Genomic DNA, 24,688 nt, shown 5'->3' with positions numbered 1-24,688 from the left:
GCCGCCGCTTTAGACCTGCGTCAGGACGGCAGGCGGATGACGAACAGCTTGCGGGTGGTTTCCAGGACTTCCCAGGTTCCGGAAAAGCCGGGCTGGAGGACGAAGCTGTCACCTGCTCCAATCTCCCGGGTGGCTCCCTCCTTGTCCGTCAGCACCGATCTGCCGGAAAGGATCGAGCAAAACTCCCATTCGTCGTAAGAGATCTTCCAGGCCCCTGGCGTTGCTTCCCAAACGCCCGAAAACAGGGTTTCGTTGTCCGCCGTCTCGACCAGCCAGGTGGTAAACTTCGGATCTCCAGAAATGACCTTTTCCGCCGCGGGCGCATCGTGTTCGGGAACGATGTCGTCGAGATTGAAGGGAAGGAAGGCGTGCATGCGCGTCTCGCTGTCTTTGGAAGATCGATCGGATGACGGATGCTAGCCTCCGAAGGCCGTGCTGACCAGATGCCCCAGGTCTGAAGCTTTTCCTGGTCAGGCCCGCAACAGCCGAATGTTCCGCCGCATCTGCTCAACTTGCTCGAAACTCAGAACAAAGGGCGTGGTCCGAGGCAGTGTCGCCAGGATGTTCTGCTTGTGCGCCACATGCTCGCTCACGCCCCGCGGGCTGTCGATGAGGTTATGGGCAACTTCATGCGCCAGCGTGCTGGCATCCGCATTTTTCTTTATCCGCGTGACGGCTCCCGTGTGATTGGCCTTGGAAAGGGCCAGGTCGGTGTCCGGATTGAAGCGGCGGATATAGAACACCATGATTTCATTCGGCAGCACCCTGACGGACGTATGCGATTCTGCCAGTTGCTTCATCCTGGCAAAGGCAAGACCGTGCTGGGAAAACTCCGTTTCTTCGGCAGCAGTCAAAGGCAGTGACTGGATGGACGTGACCTCGAAGTTGATGCCGTAGTGGCTGTAGAGTTCCTTTGCGGTGCTTTCCGCGGTGGAGATCGGAGCGTCCGGCGTCACCACAACGAATATGTGCACACGAACCTTGTGCGTGAGGAACGGAAGCGCCCTGTCGAGCTTGGCCATGGTGTTTCGGCCGACGGCACCGTCATCGTTGATAGGGGGCCCGCCGTGTGAGGAACGCTGGAACTCCTTGACCTTTTGCACGGTTTCATTGCCGTAGATGCCATCCGGACTGAGCCCCGTTCCACCAACGGATTTTGGCATGGGAAACCCCAGTTCTATCAACCCGAACTGAACCAGATGCACACCGTGCCCACTCGACCCGCTGCCAAGCCAGGGGCTGTTGGTTGCGGCGGCCTCGAGCTGTGGCACATTGCGGAAATAGGGAGACGTCAATGCCATGGGATGGGGCCTCCGGGGCGATGGAACGGATAATGGGCAAACAATCGAAAATTGAATTTTACTGCAAAACACCCTTACCCTAAAAACAAATTACGCTACGTCAATCATAATTCTCCACGGATATGTCCTGCTGCATCCCGACAGGCCGGATTTCGTCAAATCTCGCCTTGTTGCCCTGCCCGGCCCGATGTTTCACTGCGCCCAAATAAGGGAGTTATTGAAATGGGAACGGCCATGGCCGAAAGCCGCAATCGGGTGACGGCAGGAATAGGAATGATGTGCGCAGGCGTTGTGTGCCTTTGCCTCAACGACGCCATTGCCAAGACGCTGACGGCTGACTACAGCCCACTCCAGATCCTGTTTCTGCGCAACATCATCGCCCTGCCGATCGCCACTGTGATTGCGCTTAAAATGGGCGGCAGATCCGCCCTGATTTCTCACCGTCCGGCGGCCCACCTATTGCGCGGCGGGCTATGGATCTGCGCCGCAACGCTGTTTTTCACCGGTCTGAGCCTTCTGGGACTTGCTGAAGCGACGGCGCTTGTCTTCATCATGCCCGTATTCGTGACCACGATTTCCGCACTGTTTTTGCGCGAACAGGTCGGCTGGCGCCGATGGACGGCGGTGCTTATCGGATTTGTCGGGGTTCTGGTGGTCGTCCGCCCGGGCACAGGTGCCTTTCAGGCAGCTTCGCTTCTGCCCATTGCAACAGCCTTGTTCTACGCGGCGCTTATGCTCAGCGCACGGCTGGTGGACCCGCGCGAGAGCGTCTGGACCTTGATGCTTTATCTGTCCGGAGCCGGCGCTCTTATGAGTGCCCTTGCGATGCCTTTCGTCTGGGTTCAGCCACGCGCCGAAGACATCTGGCTGTTTCTGGGCATAGCGCTGTTCGGTACGGTCGGCATCACGTTGATGACACAGGCCTTCCGCCTGGCACCGGCAGCCGTTGTCGCGCCGTTCGACTATACCGCCCTCTTGTGGGCAACCCTGCTCGGCTGGCTGCTGTGGGACGAGATTCCCGACCTGGCGACCTACGTCGGCGCGGCGATCATCATTGCAAGCGGTATCGCCATCGTGCTGCGCGAACGGCAGCTTGAAACCTGAAGCCCCGCCGGCGCCGTTTGCCAGCCGGCGGGGCAAAGCCTGCTTACATGCGCTGGGTGAAGGTGGTTGCTTTCACCAGCGCCGCGTAATCCTTCGCAAGATCCAGGAACGCGTCGTAGCTTTTCTGCACTTCGGAAAACTTCGGATTGGCGGCAGCGTTTTCCGCCATCACTTCTGCAACTGCTGTCTTCAAGGCAGCCAGGACGTCATCCGGGAAGTTGGCAAATGTGACGCCGTCTTCCTTCAGCTTCTTCATGGCCACTGCGTTGTAGTAGTCGAACTGAGCAGTGGTTTCGACAGAAGCAGCTTCCGCGGCATAGGCGATGATTGCCTGAAGGTTTGCCGGCAGGCTGTCATAGGCTTCCTTGTTGACGACGATTTCCAGCGCCGCTGACGGCTCATGGAAGGCCGGAACGTAGCAGTAGCTGGCGACCTTCTGCAGGCCGAACGCCTGGTCCAGCATCGGACCGACCCACTCGGCCGCATCGATGGCGCCAGACTGGAAGGCCGGGAAGATTTCCGGGGGCGGCAGCAACACCGCGTTGACACCGAGCTTGCGCATGGCTTCGCCGCCAAGGCCGGCAATGCGCATGTTGAGGCCGGCAAGATCATTCAGGCTTTCAACCGGGTTCTTGAACCAGCCGGCTGCCTGAACGCCGGAACTGCCCGAGTAGAACGGCTTGAGGCCGCGTTCTTCGTAAAGGCTGTCCCACAGCTCCTGACCGCCGCCATACCGCAGCCATGCGGTTGTTTCCACCGCGGTCATACCGAAAGGAACGGCGGAAAAGAAGTGCATGGCCGTGTTCTTCGAAGCGGCGTAGTAAGGCGTCGAATGACCGATCTCGGCCGTGCCCTGCTCCACGGCGTCTTCGACACCGAAGGGCGGCACAAGTTCTCCGCTGGAGTAGACCTTGAAGGTCAACTGGCCATCGGACATGGCGGCGACTCGGTCGGCGAAGGCGGTCACGTTGGTGCCGACGCCGGGGGCCTTGGCCGGGAACGACGTCGGCAGCTTCCACTCGATCTTGCCCTGCGCAATTGCTGGTGCCGCCAGCAGGCTGGCAGGTGCGGCAACGGCGCCTACCTTCAGAAAATCACGTCTTTTCATAATCGTCTCTCCCATGGTGTTCAAAACAGGACGTCCGGCAACAGCGTCGCCAGTACCGGAAAGGCGGCGACCAGACCGAGCGCCACAAGCTGAATGGCGACAAACGGGATCACCGAAACATAAATGTCAGAGGTGCGGATATCCGCCGGTGCAACCGACCGGAAATAGAAAAGGGCAAACCCGAATGGCGGCGTCAAGAACGAAGTTTGCAGATTGAGCGCAATCAGAACCGCGAACCAGACTGGGCTGATGTCGGACTGCAGGATGATCGGCCCGACAATCGGAACGACGATGAAAATGATTTCCACGAATTCCAGAATGAACCCAAGAAGAAAAATGACCAGCATGGTCAGCAGCAACATGCCGTAGGCGCCGCCTGGCAAGGCATGCAGCAATTCAGCGACATGCTCGTCGCCATTGAAACCACGGAAGACGAGCGACAGAATGCTGGCGGCAATCACGATGCCAAAGATCATCCCGGTGATGGTCACGGTTTCCCGCAGCGCGGGCATCAGCACGCCTCCCCGGATCAGAGAGGCTGCCGCGATGGCCAGCATGACGAATGCCGCTGCCGTCATTGCGACGGAGACAATCGTGAGTGTGGTCCAGCTTATCCGCCCACCTTCGAACTCCAGACCGAACAGACCGAGCCGGCGCAGGATCAGCAGGATGATGGCAAAGCCTGCGCAGGCCATTGCAATACGGGCAGCCTTGCCGTCGCTTGCGGCAGCCGCAATCAGGATGGCGCCGGCGACACCGACGCTGGCGGCTTCCGTGGGGGTTGCGATGCCGATCAGGATGCTGCCGAGCACAGCCACGATCAATCCGAGCGTCGGGGCGATATTCCGGAATAGTTCACGACCCGAGACACGCGGCTGCGGTGCCGGGGTTTGCCCCTCCTGCCCTTTCGGCACTGTCCGGCGCAGGCGCAGCAGCACATAAGCTGCATAGAGAGCGACGAGAAGCAGACCCGGGATCAAAGCGCCGGCAAACAGGTCTCCCACCGTGACAGGGTCCGGCGCAAAGTTGCCCGCTTCCTGCTGTGCCTCGAAGTAGGCATTGGACACCTGATCCCCCAGGAGGATCAGAACGATGGACGGCGGAATGATCTGACCGAGCGTGCCGCTGGCGCAGATAAGACCGCTGCTCATGTGCTTGTTGACGCCGGCCGCCAGCAGCGCGGGTAGCGTGATGGTGCCGAGCATGACGATTGTTGCCCCGATGATGCCGGTTGAGGCGGCAATGAGCGCGCTCACCAGAACAACGGAAAGCGCCAGGGCTGACTGCTGACCGCCCATAGCGGCCGTCAGGCTCTGCAACATCCGCTCCGCCTGCCGTGACTTTTCAAGGAGCAGCCCCATGAGCACGAAGAGCGGCACCGCCAGCAGCAGCGGATTGGTCATCACACCGTAGACGCGCTGGGGAACAGCCTGAAAGAAAACGAGGTCGAAATGCCCCGTCGCGGCTGCAACAAGCGCCACAAGCGTCGGCGCACCGGCTATTGCCAGCAGCACAGGCACACCGGACAGAATGCAGGCAAATACGGACAGGGCCAGGATGGCGAGCCAGATGATATCGGCAGTCATGAATCGTTCCGCCGGATCGCGCCGAACAGCTTTTGAAGAGTGAAAATGACGACAAGCCCTGGAAGGATTATGAGACATGTCTTGACCAGAAACAGGCCGGGCAAGCCGCCGGTTTCCGGAGAGCCTTCCAAAATTGCCCAGGAACTGCGGACCAGCGGAAATGCCGTCCAGAGCATGAGCGCAAAGACCGGTAGAGCCAGCAGGAGATACCCCAGCCAGTCGATGCGCCGGTTCGTTCGGGTGCTCCAGTTCTGGCGGAAGACATCTACACGCACGTGCTTGTCCGCATCGAAGGATACGACCACTGAAAGGGCAACAAGTGCTGCGAATGCATAGTTGACCGCGTCCTGGATTTCCAGAAATCCGAAGCCAAGCAGATAGCGCATCAGCACCATGGCCAATTGGCCCAGAAAGACGATCGCGGCAAACCCCATGCAAAGCATGTGCACCGCCTTAAAGACCCTACGCATTCATCACTCGTGACGCTGGAAGTCAAATTTTGGCAGGGTCTCGGATGCTAGATCCGGCCCTGTGGAGCCCCCTGCTGTGCCCCGCCTCAAGTCCAGAGAGAACCCTGTGGGACGCCTCAACTTAAACATCGAAATTGAGCGTGTATACAATGATTTGAGTGCTTTTTCCGGAAAACGCCACCTGCCCACAAAAGTCCCGAACGTGAGTTTGCTCGCATATGCGAAGCGGCATATCGTCCCGACGGGCTCCATCGCGCAGGCTTATTGGCTTTCGCAAAGCAAAATGGATTGCGGCATCGCAGCAAATGCGTTAGGCCGAAACCTTCTCCGCTTTCAGGGCGTCCGTGCCCTGCCCGGTTCTCCTCCCTCGGGCAAGGTCAGATTTTTGGCGCTCTGGACAGTTTGCAACCGTTCAATTTCTGGAGTTTGCGATGCTCGGCAAAAAAGTTCCGTTCGTTACCTTCCGCACCCGTGTCCGCGACGAATCCATCGAAGGCCCGAACCCGTTCCGTTGGGAAGACAAGACCAGCGACGACTATTTCAAGGGCAAGAAAGTCGTGCTGTTTTCGCTTCCCGGTGCCTTCACTCCGACCTGCTCCACCTATCAGCTTCCGGACTTCGAAAAACTGTTCGAAGAATTCAAGGCTGAAGGCGTCGACGAGATCTACTGCATCTCCGTCAACGATGCGTTCGTGATGAACGCCTGGGCGAAAGCGCAAGGCGTCGAGAAGGTCAAGGTGATCCCGGATGGTTCCGGCGAGTTCACCCGCAAGATGGGCATGCTGGTTGCCAAGGACAATCTCGGCTTCGGCATGCGTTCCTGGCGCTATGGCGCTGTCGTCAACGATGGTGTTGTCGAGCAGTGGTTCGAAGAAGAAGGCTTCTCCGATAACTGCGAAAGCGATCCTTATGGCGTTTCTTCGCCGCAGAACATCCTGGAAAAGCTGCGCGCTGCAAAGGTGCAGGCCGCCTGATCCAACGGGCATAAGCTCAGCAAAAAGCCCCGGAGCGATCCGGGGCTTTTTTCGTTCTGTGACAAGGCTTTCGGCAAAAGCTTGGCCTACTCGCGGCCTTCGAGGCGGCGGCGCTCGTCTTCCGACCTCAGCTCCAGCCACATCGCGTTCAGGATCGCCATAGCGCAGGCCAAAGGCATTCCGAGGACCCAGGCAAAATACCACATGAAGCAGTCTCCTCAGTAAGCGGTGTGGTTGTCGCGTTCGATGGTTTCTTCATCCACCTTGCCCCACAAGACCTTGTAGACCCAGGCGGTGTAGACAAGGATGATCGGCAGGAAGATGAGTGTCACCACCAGCATGTTGAACAGGGTTCGATGGCTGGAGGATGCATCCCACACCGTCAGGCTGGCGTCCGGCTGTATAGAGGACGGCAGGATGAACGGGAACATAGAGACACCGACCGTCGAGATGATCCCGAAAACCGCCAGCTTCGAAAACAGGAAGATCAGCTTTTCCAGACGGGTCTGTAGCAACACCAGAGTGCCGAACAGGCCGAGGAAGCCCAGACCGGGGGCAAGCCAAAGAATGGGATGGACAGTGTAATTGTACATCCATGCCCCACCTTCCGTAATCGCCTGTTTCGCGAGCGGATTGGCTGCCATGTTCGGATCGATTTCAGACGTGATGCGGAAACCTTCCACGTAACCGCTGGCAACAAGATAGCCACCAAGGGAGAACAGCACGATGCCGAGACCGGCCGCTACGGTTCCGAAACGCCGCGCGCGCATGGCGATATCGCCGGTTGTACGCATCACCAGCCAGACCGAGCCGTGGGCTACCAGCATGGCAACCGACAACAATCCGCACAGCAGCGAGAACGGCGAGAAGAGCCCGAAGAACGAGCCTTCGTAGGTCATGCGCAGATCGTTATCGAGCGAGAACGGCACGCCGAGCAGCACATTGCCGACGGCGACACCGAAGACAAGTGCCGGCACGAAGGATCCCGTAAACAGTGCCCAGTCCCAGGCACTGCGCCAGGACGGATCTGGCCGCTTGGACCGGTACTTGAAGGAGACCGGCCGCAGGATCATTGCCGCCAGCACCACGAACATCGCTAGATAGAAGCCCGAGAAGCTGATGGCATAGAGCGGCGGCCAGGCAGCGAAGATCGCCCCGCCCCCCAGGATGAACCAGACCTGGTTTCCTTCCCAGGTCGGGCCGATTGTATTGATGACCACGCGCCGCTCGATGTCCGTTTCGGCAACAAAGGGCAGCATCGCTCCGACACCCATGTCAAAGCCGTCCATGACCGCGAAGGCAATCAGCAGGACACCCAGCAGGAGCCACCAGATCATCTTCAGAACAGAGTAGTCGATCATTTCATAGAGGATCATTTTCGATTACTCCGCTGGAACTGAGGCTGCAGTGGGAGCCGGCTGCCGGAATGCGGCTTGAACCGTATCCGGGTTTTCGCCGTCTTCGGGCCCGATCTTGATGTATTTGATCATCAGCGTGATCTCGATCACCAGAAGCGTGCTGTAGAGCGCTACGAAACCGGCGAGCGTCAGCAGAACCTCGGTCACGCTCAGGTTCGAAACACCTGCGGATGTCGGCAGCATGCTTTCGATGATCCAGGGCTGACGGCCGTATTCCGCCACGAACCAGCCCATTTCACAGGCAATCCACGGCAAAGGAATTGACCAGACTGCGACGTGCAACAGCCAACGGCGTTTGTCCCTCAGACTGTCCAGCTTTCCGGACGAGGAATAGTAGAAGAAAATCGCCGTCATCAGGATGAAGAAGAAGCCGCAAGCCACCATGATCCTGAAGGCATAGAACATGGGCATGACTTCGGGCACGGTCGACCATGCGGCCGCATCGACCTGAGCGGTGGTCGCCTCCATGGGATTATCCGTGAACGGCAGCAGCAGATAGGCGTAGCCGAGCGAGTTCTCGTTCTGCAGGAACGTCTCGCGGACATCCGGGCTGACATTGACCGGATCCTGGCGGATCTTCTGCAGAGCATCCCACGCGATGGCCCCCTGCCGAATGCGGTCCTTGGTCCGCGACACCAGGTCCTTGATGCCGGGAATGACCGTGTCGAGAGAGCGCGTTGCGATCAGGCCCATCACATAGGGCACTTCGATGGCAAAAACGTTTTCACGCTTTTCCATGTCCGCCCAGGCAACCACGTTGAAGGAGGCAGGCGCTGGTTCGGTGTCCCACATGGCTTCGATCGTCGCCAGTTTCATCTTCTGGTTCAGGTTGGCCTCATAACCGCTTTCATCTCCTAGAACCACAACGGACAGAGCCGATGCAAAGCCGAAGGCGGAGGCAATTGCCATGGACCGTTTGGCAATCGCGATATGGCGGCCCTTGAGCATGTACCAGGCGGAAATACCGAGCACGAACATGGACGCGGTAACATAGCCCGCAGACACGGTGTGCACGAATTTGGCCTGCGCCACAGGGTTAAACAGAACGTTGTAGAAGCTGATGACTTCCATCCGCATCGTGTCGGGGTTGAACGCGGCCCCGATCGGGTGCTGCATCCAGCCGTTGGCGATCAGAATCCACAGCGCGGACAAGTTCGTTCCGATTGCGACGGCCCAGGTGGCCGCCAGATGCTGACGCTTGGAAAGCCGGTCCCAACCGAAGAAGAACAACCCGACGAAGGTGGCTTCCAGAAAGAAGGCCATCAGACCTTCGATCGCCAGCGGTGCGCCGAAGACGTCGCCGACATACTGGCTGAAATAGGCCCAGTTCATGCCGAACTGGAACTCCATGGTCAGGCCGGTGGCAACACCCAGGACGAAGTTGATTCCAAACAGAGTGCCCCAGAACTTGACCATGCGTTTCCAGACCTCGCGGCCGGTCATCACATAGACTGTTTCCATGGTCGCCAACAGGATCGACAGGCCGATGGTCAAAGGCACAAACAGGAAGTGGTAGAGCGCTGTCATGGCAAATTGCAGCCGCGACAGGTCAACGACGTTCAGTTCCATCGTATTCCCCCTTTACGGACCGGAGACGGCCCGAGCATTTTCGCAGAAGCATCCAACGTTCTGTCGAACGGAAAAAACACTTCGGCACATCAGGACGATCGACCGGGTGATGCCCTGCCGGAGGGGACCGGGCCTTGTCGATCTTGATCGAAAACCCGATTATCGTCCCGATCCAGCGGCGGCAATCAACTACGCAATGAATGCGGATTACGGCCGCCAATCCCGTCAATGAACCGGCTTAGAAAACGAGTCTTCCTATGACCTGATCGTGGCCCAGTGCCACCGCAAGGTCAATGCGACAGAAAGGACGAAGCAACCACAAGCTGCGGAAAACCCAGCGGGAACTCATTGAAATTCGGAAAGAATTGTTTCCGGCGACGGATTGACGCCCCCGCGCGGCGCCGTGAGATCCAGCACGCGGTTGGCCCGCTCCAGTTCCTGGCGACGGTGCGCAATCATCAAGACGGCAGCATCTCCGCGATAGGACAGAAACCTGTCCAGAACGTCGCCAGCAGTTGCAGCGTCCAGTCCCTCGGTAATCTCGTCCAGAACAAACAGAACCGGCCGGGTCAGAAAGGCCCGGGCCAGGGCCAGACGCCTCTGCTCCCCGCCGGACAGGCCCAGCCCACCTTCGCCCAGAATGGTTTGCAGCCCTTCCGGATTTTCCGAAATGCGGTCGGCAAGTGCAGCCTGCTCAAGCGCACGCCAGAGATCCGCATCGCTGGCATCCGGGTTTGCAATACGCAGGTTTTCCGCAACTGTATCGTTGAAGAGATAGGCCTTCTGACCGATGACGGTAATCTTGCGGCGAAGCTCTGCGTCCGGGATCCGGCCGGTGTCAACACCGCCCAGAACAATCCGCCCCTGCCCCGGGCTTCTTAACCGGGCAGCCAATGCCGCAACCGTTGACTTGCCGCAACCGCTGCGACCTGCCAGTGCGAGAATTTCGCCCTGTGCGACGTAAAAGCTAAGCCCCTCCAGCACGCGTCTCGCCGCACCCGGATAGCCAAAACTGACGTCTTCAAAGGCAAGCACACCCGTAGCGGCGGTAACGGCTCTTTTTCCCGAGGCCCGGTCGCCCGCAGATCCAGCTTCAGCGCGATCCTTCATCAAGCCCATGACCCGGCCGGCAGCCAGCGCGACACGCGGCAATTTGGCAAGCCCTGGCAAGCTCATCGAGAAAATTTCCGGCAGTCCCATGACCACAAGTATGAGCCCAACCGCCAAAGCCGCCGTCAGCGTGCCGCGACCGACTTCCAGAAGGCAGACAAGAAGAATGGCCGCAAGAAACACCTGGCCAAGAAGCGTCGAGCCCGCTGTCAGTTTGCTGGTCCGGAGATCTTCGGCCTCCTGGGCTTCCGCAAGGCGACTTTCTGCGGCAAGAACCGTCTCGGCCGCAGCTTCCAGCCCGCCATAGATCGCCAAATCCCGTCGCCCCGCAGCCAGATCAGCTGCCCGAAGCCGCATGGCATCAAGCGCTGCATCCGTGCGGCGGGCGTTTTTGGTATCGGACCGGACGAAGGTCCAGACGGCCAGGCAGCCCCAGGCAGATATGAAAACCGCGCCAGTGACCAGCAGAAGCGGAGAGATGCTGCTCCAGATTAGAAGCAGCGAGACTGCGACGACGAGCGCCAACACCAGGGGAACAACCAGACGCAAATAAACGGTATCAAGGACGGCAATGTCGAGCGTCAGGCGGTTGAGCAGCAATCCGGATCTTCGCCCGTCGCTCGTCCGATGTGCCATGGACGCAAACAGCCTGTTCCTGAACCCTGTCAGAAAGCGAAACGTCGCATCATGGGTCAAGACGCGCTCGCCGTAACGGCCCGCCGTGCGGATAATCGCAAAGGCACGAATGAGAGCGCTTGGCGCGAAGATGTTGAGAAACGCACCGCTCAGTCCCGCGATGGCCGCCGCCGTGATGAACCAGCCGGAGACCCCGAGCAACAGGAGCCCCGCAGCCGCAGGCAGCAGGGCCACGAATATCCCGAGCCAGAAATGAAAACTGTCGTACCGGTGCTGGGTGCGGATGATGTGCCAGACAGACTTCACGCGAAGGCCCTCCCCCCAGCGACAGCGCCAAGAGACTTCAGATCGATCCGCCGCGAGGCAATTTGCCGAAGACCCTTGTCATGTGTGGCGATGATGGCGGTGCGCCCATTACAAAGTGTCCGCAGACCATTGATGACATCAGCAGCAGTTTCCTCATCGAGCGAGGCAGTCGGCTCGTCCGCCAGCAAGAGGACGGCATCCTTTCGCATTGCCGCCCGTGCCAGCGCAACCCGGCGGATCTCGCCAACCGAAAGGCCGAAACCATCTTCCCCCAAGGGTGTTTCAAGGCCACGCGGAAGTCGTTGAACCAACGTTTCAGCGCCGGCAAGTTGCAGCGCCTGCCACAGATCGTCTTCTGGTACCGCTGCAGGTGTTTCAACGGCCTTCAAGAGGTTTGCCCGCAGACTGCCGTGAAACAGCCTCGGTGACTGACCAAGCCAGATGACCTTTCGGCGAAGCACTGCGGCCAGCGCTGACGCAGGAACTTCCTCCACCAGGATTTCGCCGGAATCCGGTTCCTGAAATCCGAGAATTCCGTCAATCAAGGTGGTCTTGCCGCTGCCGCTTGGCCCTTCGAGCAGAAGCGTCTCGGCAGGTTCAATCGCCAGACTGAAATCCTTGAAGACGTCTCTTTGCTGATGGGAAATGCAGACAGACCTGAACTCTATTGCCGGCGGGCTCGAAAGCTGATGGGTGCCGGCTTTTTCGAATCCGTCCGCACCAATCGGACGCGGCCTGGGATTGTCTTCTGCCGGAAAAAGCGTCGCCAGTCTCTCCCGGGCGGCAAGTCCGCCTGCGCGGTCGTGATAGGCTGCTGCGTAGGCGCGTAAGGGCGCGAAGAACTCCGGTGCGAGCAGGAGAATGAAAAGGCCTTGTGCAAAAGTCAGAGGCCCGCCCCAGGTGCCAACCTGGATTTCCCCCAATAGCGAGAAACCGACATAGACTGCGCAAAAGGCAATGCCGAGTGCGGAAACCAGCTCCAGCACGGTCGAGGACAGGAACGCGATTTTCAGGACGCGCATGGTTCCGGTCCTGAAGCGTTCGCCCGCATCGCCGATTTGCTGCTGTGTTCGCTCGATCGCGCCGAACAGCGTCAGCGTTTCCAGTCCCTTGATCCTGTCGAGCAGGCTCCCGCTCAACCGCACCAGTTCCTCCTGCTGCCTCTCGCTCGCCGCCTTTGCGCGCAGACCGATCAGCGCCATGAAAACCGGAATGAGCGGCCCGCAGACAACCAGGATCAGCGCCCCCAGCCAACTGAACAAAGCAGTCGCTGCCACGATCCCAAGAGGCACAAGGCGCAAACGCAGCTTCTGCGGTTCGAAGTTCCGATAATAAGGTCCGAGCAGATCGACCTGTTCGGTGACGTGCGCGGCAAAGGCCCCGGAAGAGGGAAACTCTGCCGAGGGTGACCGCGTGGCCGCAACGGAGAGAAGATCGCCGCGTGCCCTGCTCTGGATCGCTCGGGCTGTCTGACGGGCAATCGTTTCCGCGCGATTTTGCAGAAACACTCTTAAAAGAGCGACAAGCGCTATGCCGGCGGCGGCCTGCAATGCCGCCGCGGTGAGATCGCTCTCGGCAACAAGGCTGTCGTCTGCAGCCAAAAACATCCCGGGAAGCGATCCAAGCGCCCAGGAAATCAATCCAGCTTGGGCGATCCACAATAGATCGGATACGGCTAGAAGCCGGCCGGCCCGCTTGAGGCGGCGGCTTTCTCCCTCGTCCGGCCAGCCGAAAGCAACCGCGGTTCTGTAGCCCTGCCCCACATCCTCAGCCACTTTCCCGATCTTTTCCCTTTTCGTTTTCATCGGGCGTTTAGTGTCGCTCTCCCATTTCAAATGCAAGGGACACATTGCCACGGCACATCCCGGTTTGCCATGTCGGAACCATACCTTTTCCGGCCATTTTATATTGCTGCACGAAAAGAACCGCAGCAGCTCACGCCAGTCCGGCGATCCAGGTACCAGGCGTTTGCCTGTCCTTGAGGCGGAGAACCGCTGTTTCAAAACAAAAGCGCTCCCGGCGGTGACCGGGAGCGCTTTGCCGAACGTGTGTTCGATTGCGTTTACTTCATCGTCGGAATGACGAACTCAGCGCCATCCTTCAGGCCTGACGGCCAGCGGGACGTCACGGTCTTGGTGCGGGTGTAGAACTTGAACCCGTCCGGACCATGCTGGTTGAGGTCGCCAAAGCCGGATTTCTTCCAGCCGCCAAAGGTGTGGTAGGCAAGCGGCACCGGGATCGGCACGTTGATGCCTACCATGCCGATGTTGATGCGGGATGCGAAGTCGCGGGCGGTGTCGCCGTCACGGGTGAAGATCGCGGTGCCGTTGCCGTATTCATGGCTGAGCGGCAGATCGAGCGCTTCTTCGTAGTTTTCCGCGCGAACCACGGACAGAACCGGACCGAAGATTTCGGTCTTGTAGATTTCCATGTCCTTGGTGACGTTGTCGAACAGGCAGCCACCCATGAAGAAGCCGTTCTCATAACCCTGCATGGAGAAGTTGCGGCCATCGACAACCAGCTTCGCGCCTTCCTTGACGCCCTGATCGACGAGACCCTTGACGCGGGCAAGAGCTTCCTTGGTCACCAGCGGACCGAAGTCGACATCGTTGCCAGCCGTGTACGGCCCGATCTTCAGTGCTTCCACCTTTGGCGCAAGCTTCTCGATCAGCGCGTTTGCGGTGCTTTCGCCAACCGGTACGGCAACGGAAACGGCCATGCAGCGCTCGCCAGCCGCGCCGTAACCGGCACCGATCAGAGCGTCGGCTGCCTGGTCGAGGTCGGCATCCGGCATGATGATCATGTGGTTCTTGGCACCGCCGAAGCACTGTGCACGTTTGCCGGACGCAGTTGCGCGGGCATAAACATACTGGGCAATCGGCGTGGAACCGACGAAGCCGACGGCCTGGATGGTTTCATCGTCCAGGATCGCATCCACCGCGCTCTTGTCGCCGTTGACAACGTTCAGGACACCTTCCGGCAGACCTGCCTCGATCATCAGTTCGGCCAGCATGATCGGGACGGACGGATCACGCTCGGACGGCTTCAGGATGAAGGCGTTGCCGCAAGCGATCGCCGGGCAGAATTTCCACATCGGGATCATGGCCGGGAAGTTGAATGGCGTGATACCGGCAACAACGCCAAGCGGCTGGCGCATGGAGTACATGTCGATGCCCGGGCCTGCACCTTCGGTGAATTCGCCCTTCAGCATATGCGGCGCACCGATGCAGAACTCGGCAACTTCCAGACCGCGGATAACGTCGCCCTTGGCATCCGGCAGTGTTTTGCCGTGTTCACGGGAAAGCGCTTCAGCCAGCTTGTCCATGTCGCGGTTCAGAAGATCGACGAACTTCATCATCACGCGGGCGCGGCGCTGCGGGTTGGTGGCAGCCCAGGCAGGCTGTGCGGCGGCAGCGTTGGCAATTGCCGCATCCATCTCGGCCTGGCTGGCCAGGGCGACCTGCGCCTCAACTTCACCGGTTGCCGGGTTAAAGACGTCTGCATAGCGGCCGGAGGTTCCCTCCACGTGTTTGCCGCCGATAAAATGACCGATCTTCCGCATGTCGCGTTTCTCCCAATATGTTCTGACACCAGCCAGAAAGGTTTTCTGGCCAATGTCCGAGGTGGCTTCCTTTTGACTTTTATTTTTGCCGCAAACAAGAACCAGAACTCCGGAACCGTTGTGCGTTTTTTAAAGTTATGCCAATAAAATCCAATCAGCGTTTCAAATGAACGATAGGTCCAACTGCCCTCAGTTGTCATCCCGGCATGAGCGCGGCAAAGAGCCCGCACCAAGCACCCCGTGAGCACATCTTCTGATTTTGGCGCTCATCCGGCTGGTAACAACCAGAGCAAGGCGATCATCACGGGAAGCAATCGGCATGAACTGGGACGACATCCGCATCTTTCTCGCAATCGCGCGAACGGGACAGATCCTGGCTGCGGCGCGCCGCCTCGGCCTAAATCACGCCACGGTCGCCCGCAGACTAACGAGCCTCGAGGACAGCGTCGGCACACGCCTGTTCGACAGGTCGACGTCCGGCTGTCTTCTGACCGAAGCCGGCAGCCGGTTTTTCGACAGGGCAGAACGGATCGAGGCGGAAGCGGTTGCGGCGGAAGCTGATCTTACAAACGACACGCCGGAAATTACGGGAACCGTGCGCATCGGCGCGCCCGACGGCTTCGGTGTCGCCTACCTCGCCCCACGCCTCGGCAAACTGACGGAAAGACATCCAGGTCTGACGGTGCAGCTCGTGCCCGTGCCGCGATCCTTTTCCCTGTCCCGCCGCGAGGCCGATATCGCCGTGACGATAGACCGGCCGGAAACCGGCCGGCTCGTCGCAGGCAAGCTTGTCGACTATTCCCTCGGCCTTTACGCCTCGAAAACCTATCTGGAACGCCGAGGCACACCAGCCATCGCAACCGATCTTACCGCCCACGATCTGATTGGATACGTGGAAGACCTGCTTTACTCGCCGTCGCTGAATTACGGCACCGAAATCCTGAAAGACTGGACCGCACGTTTTGAAATCGCCTCCGCACTCGGCCAGACCGAAGCCGTCCGCTCTGGCGCGGGCATTGGAATCCTCCACGATTTTATCGCGCGCGATGACAGCGGCCTTGTCGCCGTTTTGCCGGACATAAAGCTCCGCCGCGCCTACTGGATGGTCACACACGAAAGCTCGCGCCCGCTCCGTCATGTTGCGGCGGCACAAGACTTCCTGCGCGATCAGGTCGTGCGCGACAGAGCTATCTTCGGCTAGGCAAACCAGGCCGGAAAGCGGGCCCGCTACCGCCAGCGCTGCGTCGCCTCAATCCATTCCCTCGTGCGCGCTTCCGGATCGGCATTGCGCGTGATGTCAGTTGCGACGGCTGCGATATCCGCGCCGTTTTCGAACACACCAGGCAGACGCTCCGGGTTGAGGCCACCAATGGCCACCAGAGGAAGGCTGCCAATCTGTTGCCTCCAGCGGCCGATCTTTTCAACACCTTGCGGAGCCCATTTGAGCTCTTTCAGGATCGTCGGATAGACGGGCCCGAGCGCGACATAATCGGGCTCGGTAGAAAGAGCTGTTTGCAGTTCTTCGCCGTCGTGGGTCGACACACCAAGCTTCAAACCTGCCTTGCGAATGGCTGCAACGTCGGCCTCGGCAAGGTCTTCCTGACCAAGGTGGACAAAATCGCACCCCTCTTCGATTGCGAGCTGCCAATAGTCGTTGACGACAAGATGGCAACCGTGTTTCACGCAAACGCTTCTGGAAGCTGCGATTTCCTTGCGCAGGATATCATCGCTTGTGTCCTTGATCCGCAGTTGAACCAGTTTGATCCCAAGCGGCACCAGCCGTTCGATCCAGTCGGAACTGTCAACGATGGGATAAAAGGGATCGAGTTTCATTCAAACACCGCCATTCCGAGAACCGGGGTAGAAGGAACCGCCATGTCACGGGGTTCCAGGGGTTGGGCTTCATAGGCCAGTCGACCGGCCTCGATTGCCATCGCAAATGACCTTGCCATGGCGACAGGATCACCGGCCTTTGCGACAGCCGTATTCAACAGCACCGCATCGAAACCGAGTTCTAGAACAGCGGCCGCGTGAGACGGTCGGCCAAGGCCGGCATCCACGACAAGAGGAACACCGCTGAAATGACTGCGGTAAGCACGAAGGGCATCCGGATTGACCGGCCCCTTTGCGGAACCGATCGGCGCGCACCAGGGCATCAACACCTGGCAGCCCGCCTCAAGCAGCCGTTCACCGACGACAATATCGTCCGTCGTATAGGGAAACACCTTGAAGCCGTCATCGCTCAAGATGCGTGCCGCCTCCACAAGGCCGAAGACATCCGGCTGCAGGCTGTCGTGATGACCGATCACTTCCAGTTTGATCCAGTCGGTTCCAAAAAGGTCCCGCGCCATCCGCGCGGTCGTAACCGCTTCCTTCACCGAATGACATCCGGCAGTGTTGGGCAGCACCTTGACGTTCATTTCCCGGATCAGGTCCCAGAACCGGCCACCACTGCCACTTCCTGCCGTTTCACGCCGGAGAGACACGGTCAGAATGTCGGCACCCGATGCTTTCACCGCATCCGCCAGGATCTGAGGTGATGGATACTGCGCCGTCCCCAGCAGAAAACGCGATGCGACGGTTTCACCGTAAACCTCAAACATGCTCGTCAGCCTCCCTGCATTGGTGACAGGATCTCAATCCGGTCGCCCGCCTCAAGGACGCAAGCGCTCCGTTCTTCGGCGCACACGAGTTCGCCGTTGCGCGCCGTGGCCAGGAACTCATGGTCATAGGCCAGTTCATCCAGAAGGGCAGCCAGCGTCGCGCTGGCAACCTCCTGAGGTTCGCCGTTAATGGTTAGCTTCAAGGGTCTTCTCCTGAAGATGTTTCACGATCCTGTGTGCCGCCTCCATGGCAAAATGCGGAGCGAGCAGAAAGCCGTGCCGGTAAAAGCCGTTCATCGACAACGTGTTGCCGGAAAACGTGAGGCGAGGAAGATTGTCGGGATAGGCCGGACGCAGGCCCGCCCCGGTTTCGATGATCTTTGCCTCGGCAAATCCCGGGTGGAGACTGTAGGCGGCGTTGAGCAGCTCCATGGTCGACCGAACACTGACCGCTCCCCGATCGCCGCTTTCGATCATGGTCGCCCCGACCATGAAGACGCCGTTGTCACGAGGCACGACATAGACCGGGATGCGCGGGTGCAGAAAACGCACCGGCCGAGAAAGGGAGACATCCGGCGCGTGGAGGATCAGCATTTCACCGCGTACGGGCCGCAACTGCGTATCCTGCGAGGCCATGCCGGTACAATCGGCGACAAGATCGGTCGCCGCGGTGAATTGCTTCGCCTCGAATTTTATCCTGGCACCGCTTTCAGACAGCTTTGCCTGCAATGCCGTGAGGGCTTGCCGGGGATCGAGATGGGCTTCCCCGGCAAAATGGAGCCCCTTTGCAAATCGGCCTTCAAGGTCCGGCTCGAGTGCGCCCAGCGCATCAGCGTCGAGCCAGGTAAAGCCGCTGGTTCGAGAAACAAAGCGACTTAATTCGCCGGTATCGCGCGGCGCGGCAACAACCAGTGTGCCATTGTGCCGGACCTGCCCCGGCAGGACCTTGCTCCACCAGCCAATGGACGTTTGGCCGAGCCGCAGAACATCTTCCTCGGCACTTTCCCGCTCACACCAGGGCGCCAGCATGCCGCCTGCGAGCCAGGAGGCACTGGCGCTAAGCCCCTTGTGTTTTTCCAGCAGCTCGACCTGCACACCGCGCGAGACAAGCTCATATGCCAGAGCCAGACCGGCGACACCTGCCCCTTTGACACCAACCTTCATCCCGTCTCTCCTGCCAAGGAGGGCTTCAGTCGTTCGACATCGCGGAATGTCTTGTAGACCGCTTGCATTCAACGGATCTCCGCAAGGACCGGAAAAGGTCCCGCATTTCGGACATTCGGCTTGGAAAGGTGGCCGGGGTGGCGCATTGCAGTGGCAATTGCACTTGGCCGAGAACACCTTCCCTTCGCCAGCATGACCTGGATCAGGTTCGTCGGGTCCCTGCACTGCGCAAACGCGCCAGCAGTATCTCAGCCTCTTGTCGAGGCACCCCGGGTGAGCCCCTGTTGTGCCGCTCGTTAAGTGCGACTGTCAAGAGACAGGATAGATCTTCAGTCTCGTTCCTGACAGGCCGCCAGAAAGTCGTTGATCTCCGCAAGGGTCCGGAAACGATAGACAGTCAGATGCTCCGGGGGATCACAGTAGATGCGATCCAGCTTGGCTCTGGCCGAGTGTCTGGTTCGCCATATGAACCTCAGGAATTCAACGGTCTGCCAGTTGAACTGCTCCGGACAGCCTTCCGCCAGATCCGGCCGGCTCTGCCCGTGGTATTTCACCGACCGTTTCAGCACCCGAAAGATGCGGTGCAGGACCGGAACGTCGAGCCAGATGAAAGTGTCAGCACGTTCAACTCGCTCCGCATAGGTGCTTGAATGACCACCTTCGAAGATCCACGCCTCCTTCAGATGGACCTCATGCGTCATCCGGTCTTTCTCTTCCCGCGTCCGTTCGTTCCAACCGGAGCGGTAGTGGATCTTGTCCATATGGTAGACGGGTAGACCGGTTTTCCACCCAAGGGCGACGGCAAGCGTGCTTTTGCCCGAGCCCGGGCCGCCAACGATCATCACGCGTTTCATGTCGCACCAAACAAAAGCAAGGAAGGGCCGGTCGTTATACAGATTCCGCAGGGGATGAAAACCCGAAACAGACTGTTCAATGGACACTACAGCTTCTCGGTGCCTATCTAACCTGCAAGACGAACTATTCTGTGATGGAGAGGCAGATGAGCTGGTTGAATTGCCCCGATCCCGTGCCGGGAAATGCTGCAAGCTGTGACCCGATCGAAACGATCATCGTTCCGCGGACGTCCGATCTCGGTGGATTTTCGGTAAGGCGCGCTCTGCCGTCTGCCAGACGGCGGATGGTTGGTCCGTTCATCTTCTTCGACCAGATGGGACCGGCCGAGTTGCTGGTTGGCGGCGGCATCGACGTGCGCCCGCATCCCCATATCGGTCTGGCGACCGTAACCTATCTCTTTGAAGGCGAGATGTATCATCGTGACAGCCTCGGAACGGAGATCGCGATTGCACCCGGTGCCCTGAACTGGATGAGCGCGGGCAAGGGCATTGTGCATTCAGAACGTGAACGTCCGGAACGATTGCAGGAAAAGCGGCCCCTGTTCGGCCTACAGAGCTGGGTTGCCCTGCCCAAACATCTGGAAGAGACCGACCCGACCTTCCAGCATCACGGCACTGAGCAACAGCCGGAGTTTTCCGACAAGGGCGCTTCAGTCAAACTCATTGCCGGCGACCTTTATGGTCACAAGGCTCCCGTGAAGACAGCCTCCGATATGTTCTATGCGGATATCTCGCTGGAACCGGGAGCGAAGATCCCGCTGGATGCCGGGTGGGAAGAGCGCGGCCTTTACACCGTCTCGGGCCAGATCACCATCGCAGGCCAGAGTTTCGATCCGGCCCAGCTTCTGGTGTTCAAGCCGGGCGATCATCTGGTGATTGAAAACACCTCGCCCCTGCCCGCGCGTTTTGTGGTGCTTGGCGGAGAACCGATGGATGGTCGGCGTTATATCTGGTGGAACTTCGTGTCTTCATCAAAGGAACGCATCGAGCAGGCCAAGGAAGACTGGCGGCTCGGACGGTTCGATACGGTTCCCGGCGACGCGGAGGAATTCATTCCCCTGCCGGAGCGTTCGGGGCCTTGACGCTCCAGCCGCTTTCAAGAGGCGGCGCCTTTTCAAACCGGTCGGCGGGCCGGATCAGGTCCGGCTCGCCAAAGTCCAGAATGATATTGAGCCGCTGGCTTGCCAGCGGATCCCCCGTCAGCTTGGGATCTTCCGGCGCTACCGACATGCGCACACCCCTGTGGTTCGTTTCCAGTTGCCTGAAGCCGGAAACAGCCTCTCGGAAGACTTCCGGCACTGTCCAGCCGTAACGCAGGGCCAGGGCGTCAATCACCAGCCAGACCGCATCGAGCCCGATCTGCATCTGGCGCGGATCTTCCACCACCAGTTTCAGCCGCAGATAGTCGATGCGGTTTTCCGAAGGGCCGCGCAGCAGGAAGAAGAGTGTTGTCGAGCCATAGTCGACGCTCGGCGTGGTCAGGGGCACAAGATCGGAGGCACATTGCCAGCGGTCCGCACTGAAGGGCGCTCGGCGCCACCCGGGATTTCCGAGGCCCAGCGAGCGCAACTCGTCACACAGTTGATCTGGCCTACCCAGAAAGCTGCGCTTCAGTTCGGCCGCAAGTTCCGGCTCCGGGGCCAGCAGCACGTCCCTCGCTGGAGGCTGCAAGGACGATAGCGGGTCCGGCATCAGGGGTGATGAGACGACGCTGTCTTCCCCTCGCTGTTGAACAAGGTGCAGGAACAGCCCCCCAACGGCAAACCCTGCTGCCAGCAGTGCCAGCGTTCCCCAGATGTAATATGGCGTCACCTGAGCACGGCTCCTGGACCTGGCAACGCGTGGCGGCAGCCCGGGATTGTTGGGCTTGCCTCCGTCAGGCAGCGTTTCCCTGTCCGGCTCAGCCCAGCGCGGCCCTTTGGAACGCAGTCCGGGCCTTTGTCTGGATTGCCCGCCCCGACCCGTCCGGTCTGCCGACATTGCAGCCGATCCAAACAAATGCCTGAGCTTGTCTGCGAAACCCGCCATTCAGTCCCTTAACACCGCGATCCTTCACCGTCTGGTCGAAGGCTCGGGATATATCAAACCAATACCTTGAAAAGGCAACCGGATACCTGTCATCTAAGCGCCGCTTTCACGGCCGCGCTGTAAAACGATATGCTTGCGGCCGAACCAGACCCAAAGAGGCCCCGAATGCCCACCTTTCCAGACGATACGCCGGGGCTGCGCCGCGCGATTATCGAGACCGCCCGCGCCTTGCCGCGTCTCGGACTGACGAAAGGCACTTCTGGAAATGTCAGTGCACGCACCGAATCCGGTTTTTTGGTGACGCCGTCGGGTACTCCTTATGAAAATCTGACCGAAGACATGATCGTTCCGCTGGACTGGGACGGCGGCTATCGCGGTGAGACGCTGCCGTCTTCCGAATGGCGTATGCATCTCGACTTCTATCTGGCAAAACCTGACTGCGGCGCGGTGGTCCATTGTCACAGTCCGCGCGCAACTGCCCTGTCTTGCCACCGGCGATCTGTCCGAGGCGATGATCGCAGCCCTTGGAGACAGGAACGCCTGTCTGCTTGCGAACCACGGACAGATCGCCGGAGGCACAACATTGCGAAAGGCACTTTCGGTGGCAGAAGGCGTGGAAGATCTGGCGGATCAGTATTTGTCGGCTCTGACACTCGGCGACCCCGTGATACTGGACGCCGATGAAATGAGCGCAATCTTGAAAAAGTTCAAAACCTACGGGAAACAGACAAGCGAACTTGAAGACGGCCAGACGGCTGCCTTCGAACTGCCAAGACGGGTGGAGTGAAAATGCGGCTGGGAATTGACTGGGGTGGGACCAAGATCGAAATCATCGCTCTTTCCAACGAGGGCGAGGAATTGTTCCGGCAACGGGTCGACACACCCAGAGACGACTATGAAGGGTGTCTGGAGGCCGTCCGCTTTCTGGTAGAGGCAGCCGAGCAGGCAACCGGCCAGACGGGAACGCTCGGTCTCGGCATTCCAGGGTCGCTGTCGCCCAAGACAGGCCTCGTCAAGAACGCCAACTCCACCTGGATGAACGGCAAGCCCCTGGACAAGGACCTGCAAAGGGTCCTCGGCCGCCCGGTTCGCATCCAGAACGATGCCAACTGCCTTGCTGTCTCGGAAGCGACCGATGGTGCCGGCGCTGGAGCTCACATCGTACACGCCATCATCATCGGCACAGGCAGCGGTTCAGGCATTGCCATCGACGCAAAGGCTCACCTCGGCGCCAATGGCATCGGCGGTGAATGGGGCGCTATCACCGTTCCGTGGCTGAAGCCGGAGGAATATCCCGGCCCGGATAGCTGGATCGGCCACAAGGGTGCCATCGACCGCTGGTGCTCGGGAACCGGCTTCCAGCTCGATTACAAGGACAGGACCGGAACGCTGCTGAAGGGTCACGAGATCATGGCGCTGAAGCGCTCCGGCGATACGGTGGCAACCGCCGTCTATGAAGCCTATGTCAGCCGCCTTGCCCGTGCGCTTGCCATGTCTGCAAATCTTCTCGACCCGGATGTTTTCGTTCTGGGTGGCGGCATGTCGAATATCGATGAGCTTTATGCAGACCTTCCTGCGGCAATGGAGCCTTACATCTTCTCCGATACCTACGAAACACCGATCCGCAAGGCCATGCATGGCGACAGCTCGGGCGTGCGGGGAGCGGCCTGGCTCTGGGGGTAACGCCTTCCATGGGAGCCTGCTTGATAATTTGACCGATCCGGCTCTCCCCGTGAACCGCGCCGCGGGCATGGGCCTCATTCCAGGGCCGTGTCGGCTTACCGCAAACTTTTGAAACCGGTCCGGCTGTCCGCTGCCGGACCGGTCTTCAAGCTGCGGCATGTTCAGTTCGTCTTTTTGAGGCCGCTTGCGCGCCCTTTGCTGACGAGCACAATCCCTGCCCCAACAGCAGCAACAGCCGCCAGTTTCGGAAGGTTCGGAACTTCACCGAAGGCCAGATATCCGAGACCAAGGCCGATCACAGCAGCAACAGAGCCGATCTGGCTGAGATAAACCGGGCCGGCAGTGTGCTGCAGGCGAAAATAAAGCCCGTACTGGAATGCGAAGATGGCGATTTGCGCTATCAGCAGACCGGTCGCTTCTGCCGTCCAGGCAACCGGTGTGACCGGAATACCGGCGATCGCGGTGAAAAGCCCCAGCGCCAGGAACCCGACCAGCATCATGCCAAGGGCAAGATCGACCGGACGCGCGCCTGCAGGCCACTTCAGCGTGCGATAGATATTGCCGAAAGCCAGGAACACCGGGATCGACAAGGCCACCATCGCCCACCAGGATGCTTCGACGGAGAGCTGTCGCCCCGAGGCAGCCAGCAGCACACCACCGGCGAGACCGAACAGAACGCCGACCCCGCGCAATACCTGAAATTTTTCAATGCGCAACAAGACGGCGAAGCCATAGGTCAGAACCAGCGGAAAGGCGTAGCTCAGGGAGACGAAACCTGCGCCAACCTTCGGTGCAGAAACGACCGCAATCATGTTCGGGCCGATGAACAGAAGACCACTGATCAGCAGATAAAGGGCAAATTTCCCGCGGCTAACACTCGAACTCCCGACCCCGGCCATGCTTCCCCTGGCCTTGATCCTGGTGATGGCGAACAAACCCGCTGCACCGCCCAGGATGGACCATTGCAACAGCGCCAAAGGATGCCAGCCGGTCATCGGTGCAGCTTTTGCAATCACAGTCGAGATGGCAAGAAAGCCGCCGACAATCAATAACAGCACCAGGGGCTGATCCAACGGACTTCCGCGCCGGACGCCGGAAAGCGCTGCCTGTTGCTGAAGGGAGGCCGCACCTGCGGAGGCTCCCGGTCTGGTTGTGTCCGCCATCGGACTGTCCTTCCTCACTCATCTTCGGCCACACGATGCAGCCTCGTTT

General features: G+C 59.6%; 23 protein-coding genes, 1 pseudogene and 1 riboswitch. Of the genes and pseudogenes, 6 read left to right on the top strand and 18 right to left on the bottom strand.

What is annotated here, in order from left to right; genetic code table 11:
- Positions 1-20: 20 nt before the first annotated feature.
- Together SIAM614_RS12730 and SIAM614_RS12725 are read right to left on the bottom strand one after the other, a co-directional pair.
- Positions 21-374 (bottom strand): cupin domain-containing protein, encoded by a 354-nt coding sequence (locus tag SIAM614_RS12730; RefSeq protein WP_006935003.1) that lies wholly within the window; start codon positions 372-374, stop codon positions 21-23.
- A 96-nt stretch (positions 375-470) separates the two neighbouring features.
- Entirely contained in the window at positions 471-1,301 is an 831-nt protein-coding gene (locus tag SIAM614_RS12725) for a peptidoglycan-binding domain-containing protein (protein WP_006935002.1), read from the bottom strand.
- A gap of 222 nt (positions 1,302-1,523) precedes the next feature.
- On the opposite strand from SIAM614_RS12725, the gene SIAM614_RS12720 reads away from it, so the two are divergent.
- Positions 1,524-2,405 carry a DMT family transporter gene (locus SIAM614_RS12720; protein ID WP_006934998.1) on the top strand — a complete coding sequence of 294 codons (882 nt, stop codon included), beginning with the start codon at positions 1,524-1,526 and terminating at the stop codon, positions 2,403-2,405.
- 43 nt (positions 2,406-2,448) lie between these two features.
- Here SIAM614_RS12720 and SIAM614_RS12715 read toward each other — a convergent pair whose 3' ends face one another.
- The 3 genes from SIAM614_RS12715 to SIAM614_RS12705 are packed head-to-tail and all read right to left on the bottom strand — an operon-like array spanning position 2,449 to position 5,569.
- Positions 2,449-3,513: a TRAP transporter substrate-binding protein gene (locus SIAM614_RS12715; RefSeq protein ID WP_006934996.1), complete on the bottom strand. Its 1,065-nt coding sequence runs from the start codon at positions 3,511-3,513 to the stop codon at positions 2,449-2,451.
- Positions 3,514-3,533: 20 nt separating this feature from the next.
- Entirely contained in the window at positions 3,534-5,099 is a 1,566-nt protein-coding gene (locus tag SIAM614_RS12710; protein ID WP_006934995.1) for a TRAP transporter large permease, read from the bottom strand.
- Positions 5,096-5,569 (bottom strand): TRAP transporter small permease subunit, encoded by a 474-nt coding sequence (locus tag SIAM614_RS12705; protein ID WP_157139828.1) that lies wholly within the window; start codon positions 5,567-5,569, stop codon positions 5,096-5,098. The genes SIAM614_RS12710 and SIAM614_RS12705 overlap by 4 nt, the downstream gene beginning before the upstream one ends.
- 431 nt (positions 5,570-6,000) lie before the next feature.
- Here SIAM614_RS12705 and SIAM614_RS12700 point away from each other — a divergent pair, with 431 nt between their 5' ends.
- Positions 6,001-6,543, top strand: coding sequence for a peroxiredoxin (locus SIAM614_RS12700; RefSeq protein WP_006934993.1), 543 nt, complete (start codon positions 6,001-6,003; stop codon positions 6,541-6,543).
- 86 nt (positions 6,544-6,629) lie between these two features.
- On the opposite strand, the gene cydX is transcribed toward SIAM614_RS12700, so the two are convergent.
- The 6 genes from cydX to SIAM614_RS12670 all read right to left on the bottom strand — a co-directional run bounded on the left by cydX (position 6,630) and on the right by SIAM614_RS12670 (position 15,144).
- Positions 6,630-6,749, bottom strand: coding sequence for a cytochrome bd-I oxidase subunit CydX (cydX, locus tag SIAM614_RS31190; RefSeq protein ID WP_040440058.1), 120 nt, complete (start codon positions 6,747-6,749; stop codon positions 6,630-6,632).
- A 12-nt stretch (positions 6,750-6,761) separates the two neighbouring features.
- Positions 6,762-7,919, bottom strand: coding sequence for a cytochrome d ubiquinol oxidase subunit II (gene cydB, locus SIAM614_RS12690; RefSeq protein ID WP_006934990.1), 1,158 nt, complete (start codon positions 7,917-7,919; stop codon positions 6,762-6,764).
- A gap of 6 nt (positions 7,920-7,925) precedes the next feature.
- Complete coding sequence (locus SIAM614_RS12685; RefSeq protein WP_006934989.1) at positions 7,926-9,530, bottom strand: cytochrome ubiquinol oxidase subunit I; 1,605 nt, start codon at positions 9,528-9,530, stop codon at positions 7,926-7,928.
- Between the two features lie 345 nt (positions 9,531-9,875).
- Positions 9,876-11,582: a thiol reductant ABC exporter subunit CydC gene (gene cydC, locus SIAM614_RS12680; protein WP_006934988.1), complete on the bottom strand. Its 1,707-nt coding sequence runs from the start codon at positions 11,580-11,582 to the stop codon at positions 9,876-9,878.
- Positions 11,579-13,387, bottom strand: a complete 1,809-nt coding sequence (gene cydD / locus SIAM614_RS12675; protein WP_006934987.1) for a thiol reductant ABC exporter subunit CydD — start codon at positions 13,385-13,387, stop codon at positions 11,579-11,581. The genes cydC and cydD overlap by 4 nt, the downstream gene beginning before the upstream one ends.
- A 257-nt stretch (positions 13,388-13,644) precedes the next feature.
- Positions 13,645-15,144, bottom strand: a complete 1,500-nt coding sequence (locus SIAM614_RS12670; protein WP_006934986.1) for a CoA-acylating methylmalonate-semialdehyde dehydrogenase — start codon at positions 15,142-15,144, stop codon at positions 13,645-13,647.
- A gap of 319 nt (positions 15,145-15,463) precedes the next feature.
- On the opposite strand from SIAM614_RS12670, the gene SIAM614_RS12665 reads away from it, so the two are divergent.
- Positions 15,464-16,345 (top strand): LysR family transcriptional regulator, encoded by an 882-nt coding sequence (locus SIAM614_RS12665; protein ID WP_006934985.1) that lies wholly within the window; start codon positions 15,464-15,466, stop codon positions 16,343-16,345.
- 26 nt (positions 16,346-16,371) lie between these two features.
- Here the strand turns inward: SIAM614_RS12665 and SIAM614_RS12660 are convergent, their stop codons facing one another.
- The 5 genes from SIAM614_RS12660 to SIAM614_RS12640 form a co-directional block, all read right to left on the bottom strand.
- Complete coding sequence (locus SIAM614_RS12660) at positions 16,372-16,977, bottom strand: thiamine phosphate synthase (protein ID WP_006934984.1); 606 nt, start codon at positions 16,975-16,977, stop codon at positions 16,372-16,374.
- A complete protein-coding gene (locus tag SIAM614_RS12655; RefSeq protein WP_006934983.1) occupies positions 16,974-17,747 on the bottom strand; it encodes a thiazole synthase in 774 nt (257 codons plus the stop codon). Before SIAM614_RS12655 ends, SIAM614_RS12660 begins: the two co-directional genes overlap by 4 nt.
- A gap of 5 nt (positions 17,748-17,752) precedes the next feature.
- Positions 17,753-17,950, bottom strand: a complete 198-nt coding sequence (gene thiS / locus SIAM614_RS12650; RefSeq protein WP_006934982.1) for a sulfur carrier protein ThiS — start codon at positions 17,948-17,950, stop codon at positions 17,753-17,755.
- Positions 17,934-18,911, bottom strand: coding sequence for a glycine oxidase ThiO (gene thiO / locus SIAM614_RS12645; RefSeq protein WP_006934981.1), 978 nt, complete (start codon positions 18,909-18,911; stop codon positions 17,934-17,936). The genes thiS and thiO overlap by 17 nt, the downstream gene beginning before the upstream one ends.
- A 161-nt stretch (positions 18,912-19,072) precedes the next feature.
- A riboswitch (TPP riboswitch) is annotated at positions 19,073-19,193 on the bottom strand.
- Positions 19,194-19,240: 47 nt separating this feature from the next.
- Entirely contained in the window at positions 19,241-19,765 is a 525-nt protein-coding gene (locus tag SIAM614_RS12640; protein ID WP_040440126.1) for a P-loop NTPase family protein, read from the bottom strand.
- Positions 19,766-19,911: 146 nt separating this feature from the next.
- On the opposite strand from SIAM614_RS12640, the gene SIAM614_RS12635 reads away from it, so the two are divergent.
- Entirely contained in the window at positions 19,912-20,847 is a 936-nt protein-coding gene (locus SIAM614_RS12635) for a pirin family protein (protein WP_040440125.1), read from the top strand.
- Here SIAM614_RS12635 and SIAM614_RS12630 read toward each other — a convergent pair.
- Positions 20,816-21,577 (bottom strand): DUF6030 family protein, encoded by a 762-nt coding sequence (locus tag SIAM614_RS12630; protein ID WP_157139827.1) that lies wholly within the window; start codon positions 21,575-21,577, stop codon positions 20,816-20,818. The genes SIAM614_RS12635 and SIAM614_RS12630 overlap by 32 nt on opposite strands.
- Positions 21,578-21,922: 345 nt before the next feature.
- Between SIAM614_RS12630 and SIAM614_RS12625 the strand changes: the two are divergent.
- Both SIAM614_RS12625 and SIAM614_RS12620 read left to right on the top strand, forming a co-directional pair.
- Positions 21,923-22,580, top strand: a pseudogene (locus SIAM614_RS12625) (class II aldolase/adducin family protein).
- A gap of 2 nt (positions 22,581-22,582) precedes the next feature.
- Positions 22,583-23,476, top strand: a complete 894-nt coding sequence (locus tag SIAM614_RS12620) for an ROK family protein (protein WP_006934973.1) — start codon at positions 22,583-22,585, stop codon at positions 23,474-23,476.
- Between the two features lie 161 nt (positions 23,477-23,637).
- On the opposite strand, the gene SIAM614_RS12615 is transcribed toward SIAM614_RS12620, so the two are convergent.
- The gene (locus SIAM614_RS12615; protein ID WP_006934972.1) at positions 23,638-24,639 is read right to left on the bottom strand and encodes a DMT family transporter; all 1,002 of its coding nucleotides are present in this window, start codon (positions 24,637-24,639) and stop codon (positions 23,638-23,640) included.
- Positions 24,640-24,688: the final 49 nt, after the last annotated feature.

The sequence above is a fragment of the Roseibium aggregatum IAM 12614 genome (assembly GCF_000168975.1).
In the GTDB taxonomy this organism is placed as follows: domain Bacteria; phylum Pseudomonadota; class Alphaproteobacteria; order Rhizobiales; family Stappiaceae; genus Roseibium; species Roseibium aggregatum.
This window is presented reverse-complemented; position numbering and strand designations above follow the sequence as displayed.